The 17219-nt window shown below is 70.1% G+C and carries 19 protein-coding genes and 1 pseudogene; 13 read left to right on the forward strand and 7 right to left on the reverse strand.

The genetic code is table 11. The annotated features are described in order from the left end of the window. The first annotated feature begins 116 nt into the window (after positions 1-116). Positions 117-488, forward strand: a complete 372-nt coding sequence (locus tag DY218_RS06475; RefSeq protein WP_233521407.1) for a hypothetical protein — start codon at positions 117-119, stop codon at positions 486-488. A gap of 669 nt (positions 489-1157) precedes the next feature. On the opposite strand, the pseudogene DY218_RS06480 reads toward DY218_RS06475, so the two are convergent. From DY218_RS06480 to DY218_RS06490, 3 genes and pseudogenes are all read right to left on the reverse strand, one after another. Beyond that, positions 1158-1355 (reverse strand): annotated as a pseudogene (locus tag DY218_RS06480) (hypothetical protein); the annotation flags it as partial. 62 nt (positions 1356-1417) lie between these two features. Next, complete coding sequence (locus tag DY218_RS06485; RefSeq protein ID WP_128554951.1) at positions 1418-1912, reverse strand: hypothetical protein; 495 nt, start codon at positions 1910-1912, stop codon at positions 1418-1420. Between the two features lie 268 nt (positions 1913-2180). After that, a complete protein-coding gene (locus DY218_RS06490) occupies positions 2181-3821 on the reverse strand; it encodes a beta-N-acetylhexosaminidase (protein WP_128554952.1) in 1641 nt (546 codons plus the stop codon). A 498-nt stretch (positions 3822-4319) separates the two neighbouring features. On the opposite strand from DY218_RS06490, the gene DY218_RS06495 reads away from it, so the two are divergent. The 5 genes from DY218_RS06495 (at position 4320) to DY218_RS06515 (ending at position 8554) form a co-directional block, all read left to right on the forward strand. Then, a complete protein-coding gene (locus tag DY218_RS06495; protein WP_233521399.1) occupies positions 4320-4943 on the forward strand; it encodes a 2-oxo-4-hydroxy-4-carboxy-5-ureidoimidazoline decarboxylase in 624 nt (207 codons plus the stop codon). Positions 4944-5132: 189 nt separating this feature from the next. Beyond that, a complete protein-coding gene (gene sdhC, locus DY218_RS06500) occupies positions 5133-5513 on the forward strand; it encodes a succinate dehydrogenase, cytochrome b556 subunit (RefSeq protein ID WP_128554954.1) in 381 nt (126 codons plus the stop codon). A 6-nt stretch (positions 5514-5519) separates the two neighbouring features. After that, positions 5520-6008 carry a succinate dehydrogenase hydrophobic membrane anchor subunit gene (locus DY218_RS06505; RefSeq protein ID WP_128554955.1) on the forward strand — a complete coding sequence of 163 codons (489 nt, stop codon included), beginning with the start codon at positions 5520-5522 and terminating at the stop codon, positions 6006-6008. A 33-nt stretch (positions 6009-6041) separates the two neighbouring features. Next, positions 6042-7796 carry a succinate dehydrogenase flavoprotein subunit gene (sdhA, locus tag DY218_RS06510; protein ID WP_128554956.1) on the forward strand — a complete coding sequence of 585 codons (1755 nt, stop codon included), beginning with the start codon at positions 6042-6044 and terminating at the stop codon, positions 7794-7796. After that, positions 7796-8554: a succinate dehydrogenase iron-sulfur subunit gene (locus DY218_RS06515; protein WP_128554957.1), complete on the forward strand. Its 759-nt coding sequence runs from the start codon at positions 7796-7798 to the stop codon at positions 8552-8554. The genes sdhA and DY218_RS06515 overlap by 1 nt, the downstream gene beginning before the upstream one ends. Positions 8555-8673: 119 nt before the next feature. Here the strand turns inward: DY218_RS06515 and DY218_RS06520 are convergent, their stop codons facing one another. Next, a complete protein-coding gene (locus DY218_RS06520) occupies positions 8674-9168 on the reverse strand; it encodes a PaaI family thioesterase (protein WP_128554958.1) in 495 nt (164 codons plus the stop codon). 146 nt (positions 9169-9314) lie between these two features. On the opposite strand from DY218_RS06520, the gene DY218_RS06525 reads away from it, so the two are divergent. Beyond that, a complete protein-coding gene (locus tag DY218_RS06525; RefSeq protein ID WP_128554959.1) occupies positions 9315-9935 on the forward strand; it encodes a Uma2 family endonuclease in 621 nt (206 codons plus the stop codon). A gap of 22 nt (positions 9936-9957) precedes the next feature. Next, positions 9958-10353 carry a VOC family protein gene (locus DY218_RS06530; RefSeq protein WP_128554960.1) on the forward strand — a complete coding sequence of 132 codons (396 nt, stop codon included), beginning with the start codon at positions 9958-9960 and terminating at the stop codon, positions 10351-10353. Positions 10354-10400: 47 nt separating this feature from the next. On the opposite strand, the gene DY218_RS34440 is transcribed toward DY218_RS06530, so the two are convergent. After that, positions 10401-11822 (reverse strand): protein kinase domain-containing protein, encoded by a 1422-nt coding sequence (locus DY218_RS34440; protein WP_233521400.1) that lies wholly within the window; start codon positions 11820-11822, stop codon positions 10401-10403. 188 nt (positions 11823-12010) lie between these two features. On the opposite strand from DY218_RS34440, the gene DY218_RS06540 reads away from it, so the two are divergent. From DY218_RS06540 to DY218_RS06550, 3 genes are all read left to right on the forward strand, one after another. Beyond that, positions 12011-12436, forward strand: coding sequence for a hypothetical protein (locus DY218_RS06540; RefSeq protein ID WP_128554961.1), 426 nt, complete (start codon positions 12011-12013; stop codon positions 12434-12436). Positions 12437-12438: 2 nt separating this feature from the next. Continuing rightward, positions 12439-12960 (forward strand): thiol-disulfide oxidoreductase DCC family protein, encoded by a 522-nt coding sequence (locus DY218_RS06545; RefSeq protein WP_128554962.1) that lies wholly within the window; start codon positions 12439-12441, stop codon positions 12958-12960. 143 nt (positions 12961-13103) lie between these two features. Next, the gene (locus DY218_RS06550; RefSeq protein ID WP_128554993.1) at positions 13104-13784 is read left to right on the forward strand and encodes a TetR/AcrR family transcriptional regulator; all 681 of its coding nucleotides are present in this window, start codon (positions 13104-13106) and stop codon (positions 13782-13784) included. Here the strand turns inward: DY218_RS06550 and DY218_RS06555 are convergent. Continuing rightward, positions 13777-14310, reverse strand: a complete 534-nt coding sequence (locus DY218_RS06555; RefSeq protein WP_128554963.1) for a carboxypeptidase-like regulatory domain-containing protein — start codon at positions 14308-14310, stop codon at positions 13777-13779. The genes DY218_RS06550 and DY218_RS06555 overlap by 8 nt on opposite strands. 190 nt (positions 14311-14500) lie before the next feature. On the opposite strand from DY218_RS06555, the gene DY218_RS06560 reads away from it, so the two are divergent. Together DY218_RS06560 and DY218_RS06565 are read left to right on the forward strand one after the other, a co-directional pair. Next, positions 14501-15214, forward strand: a complete 714-nt coding sequence (locus DY218_RS06560; protein WP_128554964.1) for a response regulator transcription factor — start codon at positions 14501-14503, stop codon at positions 15212-15214. Then, complete coding sequence (locus DY218_RS06565; protein ID WP_128554965.1) at positions 15211-16710, forward strand: sensor histidine kinase; 1500 nt, start codon at positions 15211-15213, stop codon at positions 16708-16710. The genes DY218_RS06560 and DY218_RS06565 overlap by 4 nt, the downstream gene beginning before the upstream one ends. Here the strand turns inward: DY218_RS06565 and DY218_RS06570 are convergent. Next, positions 16664-17194 (reverse strand): ATP-binding protein, encoded by a 531-nt coding sequence (locus DY218_RS06570; protein WP_325051972.1) that lies wholly within the window; start codon positions 17192-17194, stop codon positions 16664-16666. The two genes, DY218_RS06565 and DY218_RS06570, sit on opposite strands and share 47 nt — an antisense overlap. Between the last annotated feature and the right edge of the window lie 25 nt (positions 17195-17219).

Genomic DNA, 17219 nt, shown 5'->3' on the forward strand with positions numbered 1-17219 from the left:
GCCTCACCCCATCCCCCAACCCCACCACCTACGTCACCAACCCCCACACCCAAACCGACCCACTCGGACTCGCACCATGCCCTCCCAGAACTCGGGGTACAAACGAGACCCAACACATGGGCGATGGCACAGGAAATGTGTGGACCCATGACTTGAGTCACGTAACTGGCCGAACAGCAAGATCGAGGAATCGCGCAATCGACGCCATTCTGCGTCAAGACTTTCCCGAACTCAGGCTCACCCACAAACCTCAGTACAGCCCTTGGGTGAACACCGGAATCGCCAAGCATGGAGTCGGAACCCAAATCGGCTGGAAGAGATTCTCGAGCCGCAACGACCTCCGCGATACCATAATCCATGAGGAGCTGCACCATCGATGGTTCAATCGAGGGATATTTTCCACCCATCACTCCCGGGATGGATCGGGAAGCTCGGGAAGGTTCTATGAAACAGTGGACAGATATATGAGAATTCGAGGTTGGAAGTGAAACAGCAAGCCGCATCCCTGATAATCGCATGCGCGAACTGTGCATCTCCCTGCACTGAGTGGCTTGTGCAAATATCCCAGGAAGGAATACTACGCTGGGAGACGGAATGGCAGTGCGAACACTGCGGGACGATCGCAGAAGACGGAGATTGGGGGCGCGGCCCTGACCGTGTACGAAACTCGATAATTGAACAGTTTGGATGTTATTCGATTCGCCTAAATGATCCGCATGACGTATCCGGCGGACGAGCGCTAAAGGCCGTACGCGACGCCCTGGGAACATCGATTTCCGGGTCCTCTAGTACTCTCACTGAAATGAGAGGAAGCGGCTACTCGGCGACGTTGATGGAGGTCAGCGCTATCGCCGAAACCCTCGATCAAGCGGGCATGGAAACGACTGTCGAAAGCAGGGCACGGCATCAGTAGCGACAAGCACGACTCAATGAAATGCTTGGCCAGAAATACAGACCGCTTACTGGACAGAATCCGGCAGCCCATACGGATCTCGAACATACCAGCGCCAAGATTTGGCGGGACGCGTCTGCGCAGGCCGTCGGCGGGTTCTCAGCGAGGAACGTTGATCCAGGCGACCTCACGCGCTCGCCATCGCCGAGTTCGGGCAGATGCCGGACGCGGCCTTCCGTCAGGCCCGACTCCGCGATGGCTGCCCTCACGAGCTCTGGTACGGCACCACCACGACCTGGACCTCGTCCTCGTACACCACCCGCCCCGGGTCCGGTGAGTGCACCTGGTGGCAGGGGACTTCATGGGCGGCGAGGATGTCGAGGTAGCCGGGGTTCCGCTCCAGGAGATGCGTGGCCGAAGGCTTGAACCAGGCCGCGGCCCCCGGGTTGACCGCCTGGTCGAAGTGGCCGCGTTCGTCGGCGTGCGTGGATTGCCACCGTACGTACGGGAAGGGAGCCGGTGCGTTCACTGCGCCGGCAGGCCCAGGTGGTCCAGGAAGCGGAAGAAGAGGAGTTCGGCCGAGGGGTCCGCGGGGGACGTGAGGACCGTGGTGAGGCGGGTGGGGTCCGCGGTGAGGCCCGCTTCCGCGGACCAGCCGGCCGCGCGCTCCGCCGCGTCCGCGGCCGGCAGGAAGAGGTCGTCCGGTTCCTTGCCCTCGGCGGAGAGGTAGCCGGACATCGCCTCACGGTCCAGGCAGGCGTTCCATGCGCCGCTCTCGGGCCCCGCCGCCTCCACGGCCACGCATTCGCTGTCCATCACGAAGCCGAAGAGCGCGGGCGCGCCCGTCTCCTGGGCCAGCTTGCTCATCGAGCCGACGTCGGGGACGGCCGCCTCCCAGATCTGCCAGCCGCCCGCCCGCTGTTCGTGCAGCGCGATGCCGTCCCGCACGGCGCTCAGCGCGTCGAGCTCCGCCAGCGGCCGCTCGCTGCGGCCCACCACGTAGTACCCCCAGAAGCCCATGCTGCTTCCCCCTTGCTCATGTGCTCACGCGCCCCACGTACTCGTGCGCTCACGTACGCGTGCACCCCGGCACACCCCGCGCAGGGGTGCCCGAGGGCACGACGGCTCCAGGACGGCCGACGTCAACGGCCTCCGCTCTGAGAATCCAACACACCCGTACGGAAGTTCGCCACCCAAAGCGCACAGACGACGAGGCCTGTTCTGTGCGGTCGGGGGCGCGCACGGGGCGCACCCCCGGTGCCGACGGGCCTCCGGCGCAGATTCCGCTTCAGCCCAGGTCGCGGGCCAGTTTGCTGAAGTCGGCCCAGGAGAGGGCGGGTTGGCGGGAGTCCCAGACCTTCTGGGCGAGGGCCCGCAGCGGCATCCGGATCCCGTCGGCGATCTGATCCTGCGTCTGGGAGTTGGCCAGATCGCACCAGACCGCGAAACGGGCGCCGAGGATCTGCCCGTCGTACTTCGCGTCGACGGGCTTCGTGCCGCGCACCACGCGCGGCGTCCAGTCCCGGTAGATGCGTTCGCCGGTCGGGTACGTGAAGTCGTTCGGCTGGCCGAGTACGTAGTAGAGGTACTCGTCGTTGAGGTTGACCAGGTCGCGGTCCGCGCTCAGATACTCGGTGGGTTCGCGGGCGCCGATCTCCTTGCCCGTCCAGTACTCGACCTCGATGTCCTTCGCGGCCTGGACCGTACCGCCGCGGTAGAAGCCGTCGTTCCAGGCCTTCAGCTTCCGGTCGTGCGAACGCATCAGGTCCGCGCGGTCGTTGAGCCAGCCGGTGGCGAGGTCCTGGACGCCGGCGTCCGGCCCGTACTTCTCGCGGGCGGCCTGCGCGAGTCCGGGGTACGAGGTGCCGGGGTTGCTCGCCATCAGCGCCTGGTACTCGTCGGAGCCGAGGTGCCAGTACGCGCCGGGGAACAGGTCGGTGTACTCGTCGAGCAGCTCGTCGACGATCTTCGCGGAGTCCGGGTTGGCGATGTCGATCGCGCCGCGGGCCGGGACGCCGGAGGCGTTCTTCAGCTGGAGGTCGGGGTGGGCCTTGATGACCGCGCCCAGGTGGCCGGGCGAGTCGATCTCCGGGATGACCGTGATGTGCAGCTGCTGCGCGAGCTGCACGATCCTGCGGACCTCGGCCTTGGTGAGGTGCGGCTGCGAGACCACCTCGGGATGCGAGGACGACTCGATACGGAAGGCCTGGTCGTCGGAGAAGTGCAGGCCGAGCTGGTTGTACTTGAGGTCGGCGAGCTCGCGTACGCGTTCCTCGATCCAGCCGGCCGTGAAGTGCTTGCGCGCGATGTCGAGCATGAACCCGCGCTGCGGCTTCGCCGGCTGGTCCCGTACGACACCCTCGGGGGCCGTGCCGTCGTCGCGGACGATCTGCTTGAGGGTGCGGGTGCCGTAGAAGACGCCGGCCTGGGCGGCGCCGGAGATGCGGACCTGGCCGTCGCGGACGGCGAGTTCGTACGCCTCCGGGCCCGAGCCCTTCGCGCCGGAGCCCTTCGCATCCGTGACGGCGAGGACCACGTCGCCCGAGCGGGGCTTCGCGCCCTCCGCGTACGTGAGGTGCAGCTCGCCGGCGAGCAGCTTGCCCTCGTCGGCGAGGGCCTTCGCGTCGTCCTTCGCCACCACGACCCGGCCGTCGCCGTCCGGCTTCCAGCCCGGGCCGCGGGCGGCCTCGTGCTCGCGGACCGCGGGGATGGTGCGCGGCGGCTCGGACAGGGGGTAACTCTTCGAGGGCGTGGGCGCCGAGCGGGCGCTCGCGCTGCCCGTGGCGGCCGTGTCCGTGCCGCCGGAGTCGCCGCCGCCCGGCCAGAGCAGCACCGTGAGCAGTGCGGCCACGGCGGCCGCGGCCACGGCACCGATCAGGAGCCGGGTGCGCCGGCGGCGGTCGCCCCCGTGCGGGTGTGCGTGCGTCATCGCGCCGACCTCCGCATCGCCGGCCTCCGCATCGCCGGCCCGTCGGGCGCCGGCCCGTCACCCGGGCTGCCCGACAATGAGCCCCACGGTTCCTGCGCGATTCCCCACGGTTTCTGCGGGCCGCACCGCCGAACGGGGGACCACCCCGGCCGAGGCCGCCCGGATATGCACCGCAATGACCGCTCTGCGTCTGTCCGTTTCACCCCTGCAACCTCCCACGGGAGCCGTTCCCCCACCGAGCCGAGAACGCGCCGCGTCCACCGCCCGTATCGAAACTCTCCCGTCCGGGTGAAATTCGCGCATCCTTCATCCGACTCTCATCACCCGTGGATAGCGTGTGCCACGCCTCGCCACTCCCCGCACAGATCACAGCCGTCCCGACGTCCCGCGGATCCGCCGCCGCCCCCACCGGCCGGCCGTCCCGGGGCCGCCGACCTGGAGCGCACGCTGCCGACGTCCCACGCACCCCGTCCGCCGCACCGCACCGCCCCCGAGGCCGTGCCGGCGCAGGCCCACGGCGCGCGCCCCGACCGGGATCGAGGGCCCGTCGCCACGCAGAGCGCCACGCCCACCGCCACGCCCAGCGGCCTCGTCGAGTTCAACGCCCGCCCGGTCGCCGAGGCCGAGCGGGCCCTGCTCGGCTGCTGCGCCAGCCCCGGCTGGGCCGGCCGCATCGCCGCCCATCGCCCGTACCCGGACCTGGAGTCCCTGCTCGCCGCCGCCGACGAGGCCGGATACGACCTGTCGACCGGCGAGCTCACCGCGGCCCTGGCCGCCGAATCACCCGCCGCGCCCGAGCAGGGCGAGGTCCCCCGCTCCGCCCTCACCGCCCTGGCGGCCGCGCACGGCGCGTACGAGAGCCGCTTCGGCCACCCCTTCGTGATCAGCCTGGACGGCTTCGCGCGCGCCGAGCGGCTGGACCAGATCCTCGCGGGCCTGCGCACCCGCCTGGGAAACGACCCGGACGACGAGCGGGCGACGGCCGCCGAGGAGCTCCGCCGGCTCGCCAGATCCCGCCTCACCCGCCTCGTGGGAGCCGGCCGGCCGGGCCTCGCCGCCGGCCCGCCGGCCGATTCCGGACGGCCCCGGGGCCCCGCCGATAGGCCGTACGTGCCTGTTTGATCACACCCGTGGACCCCGGGCGAGCGAACCGACAACTCGTCGATACGATGTCGAGCGGCCGGTGGACCGTACCCGGCCGGGTCAGACCGACATCACTGCGAATTCCTCGTAGTACTCGCAAGTCCGCGGGTCCGTACACGAGGAGAAGATGACGGCCTACTCCCATCCCCGCTCCCGGAGGGTTCTTCCGTGCCGGCTGGAACGCTGTACCGCGGCCGGGAAGGAATGTGGTCCTGGGTGGCTCATCGAGTCACCGGCGTCCTCATCTTCTTCTTCCTGTTCGTACACGTCCTCGACACCGCTCTCGTACGCGTATCGCCCGAGGCGTACGACGAGGTCGTGGCCACCTACAAGACGCCGATCGTGGCGCTGCTGGAGTACGGCCTCGTCGCGGCCATCCTCTTCCACGCGCTCAACGGCCTGCGTGTGATCGCCGTCGACTTCTGGTCGAAGGGCGCGCGCTATCAGAAGCAGCTGCTCTGGACCGTCATGGGTGTCTGGTTCGTCCTGATGGTGGGTGCCCTTTACCCGGTGCTCGGCCACGCCGTACGCGAAGTCTTCGGGAGCTGAGGCGAGATGACCACGAACCAGACCGAGTCGGCCACCTCCGGCGCCGTCGCCGTGGACGAGGTGACCCTCTACGACGTGGACAACCCCGCGCCCGTCATCGAGCCCCCGCGCAAGCGCACCAGGAAGACCCCCAAGTCGACGCGCGGCAACTTCGAGCTCGCCGCATGGCTGTTCATGCGCCTGTCCGGAGTCGTCCTCGTCGTCCTGGTCATCGGCCACCTGCTGATCCAGCTGGTGCTCGACGGCGGCGTCTCCAAGATCGGCTTCGCCTTCGTGGCAGGCCGCTGGGCCTCGCCGTTCTGGCAGACCTGGGACCTCGTCATGCTGTGGCTCGCGATGCTGCACGGCGCCAACGGCCTGCGTACGGTCATCAATGACTACGCGGAGCGGCCGAACACCCGCCTGTGGCTGAAGGGCCTCCTGTACACCGCCACGGTGTTCACCATCCTGCTGGGCACGCTGGTGATCTTCACCTTCGACCCGAACATCCGCTAGGCGCTTGGATACCAGGGACCGAGGTAACCACTGATGAAGATCCACAAGTACGACACCGTCATCGTCGGCGCAGGCGGCGCCGGCATGCGCGCGGCCATCGAGTCGACCAAGCGCAGCCGTACCGCCGTGCTGACCAAGCTCTACCCCACCCGCTCCCACACGGGCGCCGCGCAGGGCGGTATGGCCGCCGCGCTCGCCAACGTGGAGGAGGACAACTGGGAGTGGCACACCTTCGACACGATCAAGGGCGGTGACTACCTGGTCGACCAGGACGCCGCCGAGATCCTCGCGAAGGAGGCCATCGACGCGGTCCTCGACCTCGAGAAGATGGGCCTGCCGTTCAACCGCACCCCGGACGGCACCATCGACCAGCGCCGCTTCGGCGGCCACTCCCGCTCGCACGGCGAGGCCCCGGTCCGCCGGGCCTGCTACGCGGCGGACCGCACCGGCCACATGATCCTCCAGACGCTCTATCAGAACTGCGTCAAGGAAGGCGTGGAGTTCTTCAACGAGTTCTACGTACTCGACCAGCTGATCGTCGAGGAGGACGGGGTCAAGAAGTCCGCCGGCGTCGTCGCCTTCGAGCTGGCGACCGGCGAGATCCACATCTTCCAGGCGAAGGCCGTGGTCTACGCGTCCGGCGGCACCGGCAAGTTCTTCAAGGTGACCTCGAACGCGCACACCCTCACCGGCGACGGCCAGGCGGCCTGCTTCCGGCGCGGACTGCCGCTCGAGGACATGGAGTTCTTCCAGTTCCACCCGACCGGCATCTGGCGGATGGGCATCCTGCTCACGGAGGGCGCCCGCGGTGAGGGCGGCATCCTGCGCAACAAGGACGGCGAGCGCTTCATGGAGAAGTACGCGCCCGTCATGAAGGACCTCGCCTCGCGTGACGTCGTCTCCCGGGCGATCTACACCGAGATCCGCGAGGGCCGCGGCTGCGGTCCCGAGGGCGACCACGTCTACCTGGACCTGACCCACCTGCCGCCGGAGCAGCTGGACGCCAAGCTCCCGGACATCACCGAGTTCGCGCGGACGTACCTCGGCATCGAGCCGTACACGGACCCGATCCCGATCCAGCCGACCGCGCACTACGCGATGGGCGGCATCCCCACCAACGTCGAGGGCGAGGTGCTCGCCGACAACGACACGGTGGTGCCCGGTCTCTACGCGGCGGGCGAGGTCGCCTGCGTCTCGGTGCACGGCGCGAACCGGCTCGGCACCAACTCGCTCCTGGACATCAACGTGTTCGGGCGCCGATCCGGCATCGCGGCCGCCGAGTACTCGGCGAAGCACGACTTCGTCGAACTGCCGGAGAATCCGGCCGCGTTCGTCGAGGAGCAGGTCGAGATGCTGCGGGACTCCACGGGCACCGAGCGGGTCTCGGAGATCCGCAAGGAGCTGCAGGAGACCATGGACGCCAACGTCATGGTGTTCCGCACCGAGCAGACGATCAAGACCGCGGTCGAGAAGATCGCCGAGCTGCGCAAGCGGTACAAGAACGTGTCCGTCCAGGACAAGGGCAAGCGGTTCAACACCGATCTCCTCGAGGCCATCGAGCTGGGCAATCTGCTCGACCTGGCCGAGGTGATGGCGACCTCCGCGCTCGCCCGCAAGGAGTCCCGCGGCGGTCACTACCGCGAGGACTTCCCCAACCGTGACGACGTCAACTTCATGCGCCACACCATGGCGTACCGCGAGGTCGGCGACGACGGCGCCGAGTCCATCCGCCTGGACTACAAGCCGGTTGTCACGACCCGCTACCAGCCGATGGAGCGTAAGTACTGATGGCTACTCCCGTACTGGACAAGGTCGAGGCAGACTCGGCCGCCTCCCCCTACATCACCGCGACCTTCCGGATCCGCCGGTTCAACCCGGAGGTCTCGGACGCGGCGGTCTGGGAGGACTTCACGGTCGAGATCGACCCGAAGGAGCGTGTCCTCGACGCGCTGCACAAGATCAAGTGGGAGCTCGACGGGACGCTGACGTTCCGCCGGTCCTGCGCGCACGGCATCTGCGGCTCCGACGCGATGCGCATCAACGGCCGCAACCGGCTCGCGTGCAAGACGCTGATCAAGGACCTCAGCCCCGAGAAGCCCATCACGGTCGAGCCCATCAAGGGCCTCACGGTCCTCAAGGACCTGATCGTGGACATGGAGCCGTTCTTCCAGGCGTACCGGGACGTCATGCCGTTCCTGGTCACCGAGGGGAACGAGCCGACGCGTGAGCGCCTGCAGTCCGCCGAGGACCGCGAGCGCTTCGACGACACCACCAAGTGCATCCTGTGCGCCGCGTGCACGTCCTCGTGCCCGGTGTTCTGGAACGACGGCCAGTACTTCGGCCCGGCGGCGATCGTCAACGCGCACCGCTTCATCTTCGACTCGCGTGACGAGGCGGGTGAGCAGCGGCTCGAGATCCTGAACGACAAGGACGGTGTGTGGCGCTGCCGCACCACGTTCAACTGCACGGACGCCTGCCCGCGCGGCATCGAGGTCACCAAGGCGATCGCCGAGGTGAAGAAGGCGCTGATCACGCGGCGGTACTGAGTCGGCGCGCTACTGAGTCGGCCGGGCACTTCGCCCGTACGACACCGAGCCCCGCTCCCCCGGTATGCGCCGGGTGGAGCGGGGCTCTTCGCGTACAGCAGGGCTCTTCGCGTACGAGGTCAGCCCGGGGTGATCACCGCGCAGGTCGCCGTGGCGTGCGCGAGGAGCTTGCCGTCCGCGGCGCTCGTCACCGAGCCCTCGGCGGTGGCGATGGAGCGGCCCACGTGCAGGGCGCGTCCGGTGCAGCGCAGCGGGCCGATGCCGGGGCGTGCGGGGCGGACCATGTGGGTGTTGAGCTGCACGGTGGTCTGGTAGGTGCCCGCCGGGAGCCTGGTGAGCACGGCGCCGCTCAGCGCGCAGTCGAGCAGCGCCGCGAAGTAGCCGCCGAAGAGCGTCCCGTACCCGTTGATCAGGTGGTCGTCCGATTCGCCCTCGAACTCGATCGAACCGTGCCCGACCTCGACGAGCCGGATGCCGAGGGTGGAGGCGATCGGCGGCGGCGGAAGGCGGCCCTCGAGGCACTCCCGCATGAGTTTCTCGCCGGAGTACTGGACCATCTCAGCGGCCGGCAGGGGCGGGATCCAGCTGTGGGTACGTGTCACCTGTTCACTCATGCCCCCACGATCGACCGGAACCCCGGCCTCATCAAGGATCGCGTCAGGGCTTCGGCTCACGTACGGGTGAACGCCCGCGAACGGGACGTTCGGGTCCTCACCGGCTTACGATGATGTCCTCGACACCAGCCCCTAGGAGGCACGCGATGTCCGCTGCATCCGTCGAGCAGCCCTTCGACGACGACGAGCCGTTCTCCCTGACGGCGATCGCCGACGAGATCATGGAGCGCCATCCGGGCTACCGCGTCGAGATCATCGGAGGCCATCTCCTCGTGACACCGTCCCCGGATGCCCCACACGCCCGCGCACTGACCAAGCTCATGCGCCCCTTCATCGCCGCCGGCCTAGACGACGGCGACACGGAAGTCCTGCAGAGCGTGGGACTCTGGCTGCCCACCGGAGCCGAGGACTACACCATCCCGGATCTCGTGGTGGTGGACGCCGACATCGACGATCACTTCGTCGAGAACAATGCCTACGACCCGGTCTGCTTCCGCCTCGTGCTCGAAGTCACGTCGAGCAACTGGAAGGACGACCTGAGGACCAAGGTCTCCGCCTACGCGAACGCCAAGCTCCCGGTGTATCTGGTCGTCGACCGCAAGCACCAGCGGCTGCACGTACTGACCGACCCGGCCCCGGACGGCTACGGCAGCCACCGCATCCACGCCCCCGGCGAACAGGTCACCCTCCCCGCCTCCGTCGGCGCCGAAGTCACCCTCGATGTCGCCGAGATCCTCAAGGCCGGAGAGCCGCGCCGCGAGGGCTGAACGCCGCGTCTAATCTGACGCCATGTCACTAGAACTGCTCGGCTTCGACCACGTCCTGCTCCCCGTCGGCGATCTGGGCGCCGCCGTCGAGTTCTACCAACAGGCCGGATTTCCGCTCTCCTTCCGGCTCGACGAGGCCGGTATCGCGCTGTTCAAGGTGGGCGCCGAGACGCCCGGGGTGCTGCTGCGCTTCGAGGAGGGCATGCTGCCGGGCCCGCCGCGGGACACCGCCCCGCGCGCCTGGTTCGAGGTCCCGGACGCGAAGGCGGCGGCCGCCGCACTCGAGACCGCCGGAGTGGCCGTACTCGGCCGCCCGATGTCCGGATCGACCGGCTGGACCGTGGAGATCGCGGACCCGTGGGGGAACGTCACGGGGTTCACGGACTATCTGAAGAGGCCGGAGCTGGCGCGGGGTTGAGCGGACGTCCGGCACGGGGCGTCGGTGGTGCCAGGGAGCGTCTCCCCCTAGCGGATGCCGAACACCATGCCCACCGAGGCGATCAGCAGCGACACATGGGCCATGGTCAGAAAGAGCGCGGCGGGGTGCATCCACAGAAAGTGCCAGCTTCGATCGCCCTCGAACCTCCGCCACAGGCCTCCCTTGCGGGACAACCACACCCCGTATGCCGATACGGCCCCCAGGAGCAGCCCCAGCACGGTCGTCGACCCACTGGACGCTCCGCCCAGCATGGGCGCCAGGACCACCGCGACCACGACCATCAGCAGGAAGGAGAACCCGAGCAGGGTCTTCCGTTCCTGCAGTGAGTCCACGGGGACGCCCGGCCGCAGCGAGCGCGGAAAGAGCTGCGCGGCACTCGCGCGGCGGGCCGGTGGTTGCCAGGCGGCGGGCTGTGGTGCGGGCCGGGGCGCGGCTGCCGGCGCGGGAGCCGCCTCCGCGTGGCGCGCGGCCGATGTGCGGGTCGGTTCGGCGTGCAGGCCGCCCGCCGGGCCTGCCGGGGACTGCGGCGACGCAGCGACGCCGCCCGCGCCGATGTCGACCGGCTCCGTGGGACTGTATAGGGCCCGGGAGCTCGCGAGCCGGGCCCTGACGTCCTCCACCGCGGCGCGCATGCGTCCGGCGTCGGCAAAGCGGTCGTCCGGGCTCTTGGCCAGCGCTGTCGCCACTAACTCCTCGACGTATTCGGGGAGTTCGGCGCCACGGTCGGCGAGCTTCGGCGGTGCCATCGTCGCGTGCTTGTAGCCGATCCGGAAACCGCTGTCCGCGTCGAACGGCACATCTCCGGTGAGCAGTTGGAAGAGCAGCACACCGACCGCGTACAGGTCCGTGCGTCCGTCCAGGTTGCGGCCCGACTCGAACTGCTCGGGCGCCATGTAGTGCGGCGTGCCCACCGAGAAGCCGGTCCGGGTGAGTGCGCTGCCCTGGTGGTCGAGGGCGTGCGCGATACCGAAGTCCATGACCTTGACCGAACCGTCCCGGCACACCATGACGTTGGCCGGTTTGATGTCGCGGTGGACCATGCCTCGGGCGTGGCTCGCCGCGAGGCCGGACAGTACGTCGGACACCACCGCGAGCACCTCGTCGAGTCCGGCCGCACGTGGCGCCCACTGCGCGAGCGTCCGGCCGTCCAGGTACTCCATCACGATGTACGGCACGGCACCGCCGTCGAGCCGCTCCTCCCGGACGTCGTAGACCGCAACGATCATGGGGTGACTGAGCCGGGCGATGGCCCGCGCCTCCCGCCGGAAGCGCTCGCGGGCGCTCGCGTCGACCGCGACCGCGGCGTTCATCGTCTTGAGCGCGACCTCACGGTCCAGCTCGGAGTCCCAGGCCCGGTGGACGGTCGCCATCCCGCCCTCACCCATCAACTCCCCGACGACGTATCGCCCTTGATCCAACTGCTGTCCCGGCACCAGCCCCGCGACCATCGCGCGCCACACCTCCCCGATCGGAAGCCGCAGGGTATCGAGTCCGCCGCGCGCACTCCACGCCACGCCTGGTTGAACATGTTCAAAAACAGCGCTACAGTCAGGGCCATCAGCTTTTGAACGTGTTCAAGAACTGCCGAGGGGCGGGGCGAACGCGTTCCGGAGACGGATCGAGCAAGGGCGGGATCATGGACCTCACAGTCCTCGCGTACGTCGTGTACCTGGTCGTCAGCATCGGCCTCACCGTGTGGGTGGCACGCACCCTCAGCCGCAACGGGCGGATCTTCCTGGCGGACGTGCTGCACGGGAACGAGAAGCTCGCGGACGCCGTGAACCACCTCCTGGTGGTCGGCTTCTATCTGGTCAACCTCGGCTTCGTGGCGCTCTATCTGAGCGGGGACGACGCGATCTCGGACGCCCGCGAGGTGTTCGAGGCGCTCTCGGTGAAGCTCGGCGTCGTGCTGCTCGTGCTCGGCATCCTGCACCTCGGCAATGTCTGGGTGCTCAACAAGATCCGCCGCAGGGGCATGATGGAGCGCGAGCAGCAGCCGCCGGTCCCGCCGCAGGGATTCGCCGGCGAGCAGGGTCCGTGGGCGACCCCGACCGGAGCCTGACGATGACCGGCCCCATCGCCGACCGGCGGCCCGCGCTGCCGCCGGTCCGCCGCCTCACCGTGCTCTACGACGCCGAGTGCTCGCTCTGCACCCATGTACGGGGCTGGCTGGCCGGACAGCGACAACTGGTGCCGATCGACCTGGTGCCGGCCGGGTCCGAGGAGGCGCGCCGGCGCTTCCCGGCGATCGACCACGGCTCGACCTTCGACGACATCACCGTCATCGGCGACGGCGGGCAGCTCTACCGCGGCCCCGCCGCCTGGGTCGTCACCCTGTGGGCGCTGGCCGAACACCGGCCGCTCGCCCACCGGTTGTCCACCCCGGCGGGCGCCAGGATCGCCCGGGCCACCGCACTCGCCGCCGCCCGCTACCGGTCGGCGCAGCGGCCCTCGGAGGGCAAGTGGGGCGGCGGGGTGTACCGCAGGGGCGACGGCTGGACGTACCGGCCCGACCGGGGCTGGGTGTTCGCCGGCGCCGGCACCGCCCCCGACGGCTGCGACAGCGGCCGCTGCCCGACTGGTTAGGCTCTGACACCGTGCTAGGAGCGAGCGACACCCCGGACACCCAGGGCGCCCCCGAGGAGCAGCCCCCCGCGACCGGCGGCAAGGGCAGGCAGCCGCGCCCCGCGAAGAGCGAGCAGACGCGGACGCTGATCCTTGAGACGGCGATGCGCCTCTTCCAGGAGCGGGGCTACGACAAGACCACGATGCGGGCCATCGCCAAGGAGGCCGGGGTCTCGGTCGGGAACGCGTACTACTACTTCGGCGGCAAGGAGCACCTGATCCAGGGCTTCTACGACCGGATCGCGACCGAACACCGGGCAGCGGTGCGGCCGGTGCTCGACCGCGAGACGGATCTGGAGGCACGCCTCGCCGGGGTGCTGCGGGCGTGGCTCGATGTGGCCGCCCCGTACCACGAGTTCGCCACCCAGTTCTTCAAGAACGCCGCGGATCCGGACAGTCCGCTCAGCCCGTTCTCCGCGGAGTCGGAGCATGCGCGGGAGGCGGCGCTCGATGTGCACCGGGAGCTGCTCGCCGGCTCCAAGGCGAAGGTGCCGGCCGAACTGCGGGACATACTGCCGGAGTTGACGTGGCTCGCCCAGATGGGACTCGTCCTGTACTGGGTGTTCGACCGCTCCCCCGGGCGCCGGCGCAGCTACCGGCTCGCGGAGCGCGGGGCGCGGCTGACCGCCCGAGGGGTGGCGCTGGCCCGCTTCCGGGTGCTGCGGCCGCTGGTGCTCGAGATCCACGACCTGTTCACCGATTTCCTGCCCGGGATCACGCGGGCCGCCGGGCCGCCGGAGGGGGACGGCCCGGCGCCCGCGTCCGGGAAGCAGGACGTCAAGTGACCGCGTCGGGGCTGACCGGCAGTTCCACGTCGTACACCAGCGGGTCCGCGCCCACCTCGATGAGGAACGAGCGCGGTGCGCTGCCGGGCGCGCTGACCACCAGGTCGTAGGCGCCGGTGCCCGGCACCGACACGATGTAGGAGCCGTCGGCGAGCGAGTCGACGCGGTCCAGACGCGCGCCGGAGGGCCCGAAGAGGGTGAGGGTCGCGCCCTGGACCGGCTCGCCCTCCGGGGTGCGGATCAGGCCGAAGACCGCGGAGACGATGCCCGGGGCCGAGGCGTCCGAAGGGTCCGGACCGCGGTCGGCCGCACGGGAGTCACCGGCCGTGGAGCCGCCCGCACCCGGGCCGGCCGCGTCCCGGCCCGCACCCACACTGCACTGCGCCGCGCCTCGTCGTACCGCGCTCCGCCGGCGGCGCCAGGCCCGCCGGGGCCGCCATGGGCCCGGGGCGGTCCACAGCCACAGGACCATCAGCCGGTGCCACGGGAACCACGGTCCCCTGCGTCGTTTCCTTCCCGTCCTCATCCGCTGCCCCCTCGGCGCCGTCCACGGACCGGCCGCGCCGCCTCGGCAGCGCTGCGAGTACCAGTCGTACGCACATCGGACCCCAGGATCCGCCGAACACGGCTCGGAAGCACGCATTCCGGTCAGACTCTCAAGCAACTCCAAGGGTGGGCCCGTCCCGGCGCCCCGCCCGGCCGCGGATACTGGTGCCATGAGCCAGCCGCCACCCGACCGGGGCGCGACCGTGCTCGTCGTCGAGGACGAGCCGAGCATCGCCGACGTCCTCGCCATCGCCCTGCGCTACCACGGCTTCCGGGTGCTCGTCGCGAGCAGCGTCAAGGAGGCCCGCGGCCAGGTGTCCGAGGCGCGGCCCGATGCCGTACTGCTCGATGTGATGCTGCCGGACGGGGACGGCCGGCTGTTCGCCCGTGAGCTGCGCGGCAGTTGCCCGGACACGGCGATCGTGTTCCTCACCGCCCGGGACGCGCCCGCGGAGATCGTCGGCGGACTCGGCCTCGGGGACGACTACATCACCAAGCCGTTCAACATCGACGAGGTCGTCGCCCGCGTCGGCGCCGTACTGCGCCGCATCCGCCCCACCGACGACGCCGACCGCGACGTGCTGCCCGCCCCGCCGCCGCTGCGCTACCGGGGCCTCGAACTGGACGAGACGACCTACACGGTGCGCCGCGAGGGCCGCGAGGTCCAGCTCACCCCCACCGAGTACGCCCTGCTGCGCTTCCTGGTCCGCAACGGCGGCCGGGTGGTGACCAAGGAGCAACTGCTGCGCCACGTCTGGTCCTACGAGCACGCCGCCGAGTCCACCGTCGTCGAGACGTACATCAGCTATCTGCGACGCAAGCTCGCGCCGCTCGGGGCGCCCGAGATCACCACCCGGCGCGGCGTCGGCTACGGGCTCGCATGAGACTGCCCGGCCGTCCGCGCCACTGGTTCGCCGCCGCCCGCAGGCGCCGCGGCCGCCATTCGCTGCGCGCCAAACTCACCGCGGTGAACGTGGTGCTGCTCGCGCTCGGCGTGGTGGCGGCGACGGCGGTCAGCCTGATGGGCATGCGGCACTATCTGCTGGACAAGGTGGACACCGAACTCGTCTCGTCCCGCGAGTCGTTGGAGCTCACCGGCCTGACCCGGCAGCAGATCGAGGCGCTCGGCGCGGTCGGTTCACTGCGCGATCAGCTGGCCCGGGAGATGGGGAGCGACGGCTCGCCGCCACGGCCCGGCATGATCTTCGCCGCGGTCGACGGCCGGGGCAGGGCGCTGTCCTTCGCCGGGGTGCCGCCCACGCAGGAACAGCGCGCGCTGGTGGAGGCGCTCGACGATCCGGCGGGGACGGCCCGTTCACCGGCCGGGCCGCGGGACGTCGAGGTGGACGGCGACCCGTACCGGGCGGTGGGCGCCCGGCTCGGCGACGGGTCGGTGGTGGTGATGGCCACCTCGACCCAGGCCGTGCACGCGGGGATCCGGCAGGCCCTCAAGCTCGATCTGGCCTTCGGTGCGCTCCTGGTGCTGCTGCTCACCGTGCTGACCCTGGTCGGCACGCGGCGCAGCCTGCGCCCGCTCGAGGACATGGTGGAGACGGCTTCGGCGATCGCCGAGGGCGATCTGACCCGCCGGGTCCCCGCGGGCCACGATCCGGTGACCGAGATCGAACAGCTGCGGCTCGCCCTCAACTCGATGCTCCACCAGGTCGAATCGGCCTTCGACACCCGGGAGCGCAGCTCCGACCAGCTGCGCCGTTTCGTCGCGGACGCCTCGCACGAGCTGCGCACCCCGCTGTCCGCGATCCGCGGCTACCTCCAGCTGTACGACCGCGGCATCCTGCACGACGCGGAGGAACGCACCCGGGTCTGGGGCCGGATGAACGCCGAGGTGGACCGCATGGGCCGGCTCGTCGAGGAGCTGCTCACCCTGGCCCGCCTCGACCAGGAGCCCGAACTGCGGCTGCGCCATGTGGACCTGAGCCGTCTCGTACGGGACGCGGCGCAGGATCTGCGGGCGCAGCAGCCGCGGCGGCCGGTGTCGGTGTCGGCGGACGGGGCGCTTCTGGTGCGTGCGGACGAGTCGGGCCTGCGCAAGGTCGTGGGCAATCTGCTGGGCAACATACGGGCTCATACGCCGGACGAGGCGGAGGTGTCGATCGGACTGACCCGCAGCGACGGGGTGGTCCGGCTGACGGTGGCGGACGAGGGGCCGGGGCTGCCGCCGGCGGATGCGGCGCGCATCTTCGACCGGTTCTTCCGTACGGGCGGGAGTCCGGGCAGCGGGCTCGGGATGGCGATCGTGCACGGGGTGGTGACGGCGCACGGCGGCGAGGTGTCGGTGGTGACGGAGCCGTCGGCGGGGCTGACGGTGACGGTCAGCCTGCCGGCGGATCCGGCGCGGGTGGGCGGGAAGCGTCTCTAGGGTGCGGGCGCCGGAGCATGTCCCCGCCACCTTCGGCCAGTTCGGCCTGATCGGACGGTATGGCCTGATCGGACGGTATCGCCTGATCGGTCAGCAGGGCCCAGACCGTACGGCCGTGGCGTCCGCCCTGCCAGACGCCCCAGGCCTGGGCGAGGGCCTCGACTATCAGGGGTCTGCCCTGGGGACCGTCGTCGCCGGGGCCGCTCTCGAGGTCGCCGTCCAGGGTGAGGCGTACCGCGGCCGTCCCGTCGTCGGACACCTCGATGAAGCATCCACGGCCGGCGAGCACGGTGACCGCCACCTCGAACTCCCGCTCCCTCGCGGGCCCGTGGCGGATGGCGAGGGTGACGAGTTCGGACACCAGGAGCACCACGTCGTCGGCCGTGCAGCGGCCCCAGGCGGCGAGGTGGTCCCGTACCCGCTCCCGGGCCAGGGAGACATAGGCCGCGTGCCGGGGCAGCCGGACCACGTTGCGTCGGAGCACTGCGCCACCTCCGGGCACCGTTCGC

The organism is Streptomyces triticagri (assembly GCF_003429565.1).
Lineage (GTDB): Bacteria > Actinomycetota > Actinomycetes > Streptomycetales > Streptomycetaceae > Streptomyces > Streptomyces triticagri.

Bases quoted from the DNA above. Each gene is read 5' to 3' on its own strand.
- sdhA (WP_128554956.1), top strand. From the start codon at position 6,042: ATGAAGATCCACAAGTACGACACCGTCATCGTCGGCGCAGGCGGCGCC.
- DY218_RS06485 (WP_128554951.1), bottom strand. From the start codon at position 1,912: ATGGGCTTCTGGGGGTACTACGTGGTGGGCCGCAGCGAGCGGCCGCTG.
- DY218_RS06520 (WP_128554958.1), bottom strand. From the start codon at position 9,168: ATGAGTGAACAGGTGACACGTACCCACAGCTGGATCCCGCCCCTGCCG.
- DY218_RS06550 (WP_128554993.1), top strand. From the start codon at position 13,104: ATGCGCCTCTTCCAGGAGCGGGGCTACGACAAGACCACGATGCGGGCC.
- DY218_RS06515 (WP_128554957.1), top strand. From the start codon at position 7,796: ATGGCTACTCCCGTACTGGACAAGGTCGAGGCAGACTCGGCCGCCTCC.
- DY218_RS34440 (WP_233521400.1), bottom strand. From the start codon at position 11,822: ATGGTCGCGGGGCTGGTGCCGGGACAGCAGTTGGATCAAGGGCGATAC.
- DY218_RS06525 (WP_128554959.1), top strand. From the start codon at position 9,315: ATGTCCGCTGCATCCGTCGAGCAGCCCTTCGACGACGACGAGCCGTTC.
- DY218_RS06555 (WP_128554963.1), bottom strand. From the start codon at position 14,310: ATGAGGACGGGAAGGAAACGACGCAGGGGACCGTGGTTCCCGTGGCAC.
- DY218_RS06540 (WP_128554961.1), top strand. From the start codon at position 12,011: ATGGACCTCACAGTCCTCGCGTACGTCGTGTACCTGGTCGTCAGCATC.
- DY218_RS06490 (WP_128554952.1), bottom strand. From the start codon at position 3,821: ATGACGCACGCACACCCGCACGGGGGCGACCGCCGCCGGCGCACCCGG.
- DY218_RS06530 (WP_128554960.1), top strand. From the start codon at position 9,958: ATGTCACTAGAACTGCTCGGCTTCGACCACGTCCTGCTCCCCGTCGGC.
- DY218_RS06475 (WP_233521407.1), top strand. From the start codon at position 117: ATGGGCGATGGCACAGGAAATGTGTGGACCCATGACTTGAGTCACGTA.
- DY218_RS06560 (WP_128554964.1), top strand. From the start codon at position 14,501: ATGAGCCAGCCGCCACCCGACCGGGGCGCGACCGTGCTCGTCGTCGAG.
- DY218_RS06545 (WP_128554962.1), top strand. From the start codon at position 12,439: ATGACCGGCCCCATCGCCGACCGGCGGCCCGCGCTGCCGCCGGTCCGC.
- DY218_RS06565 (WP_128554965.1), top strand. From the start codon at position 15,211: ATGAGACTGCCCGGCCGTCCGCGCCACTGGTTCGCCGCCGCCCGCAGG.
- DY218_RS06505 (WP_128554955.1), top strand. From the start codon at position 5,520: ATGACCACGAACCAGACCGAGTCGGCCACCTCCGGCGCCGTCGCCGTG.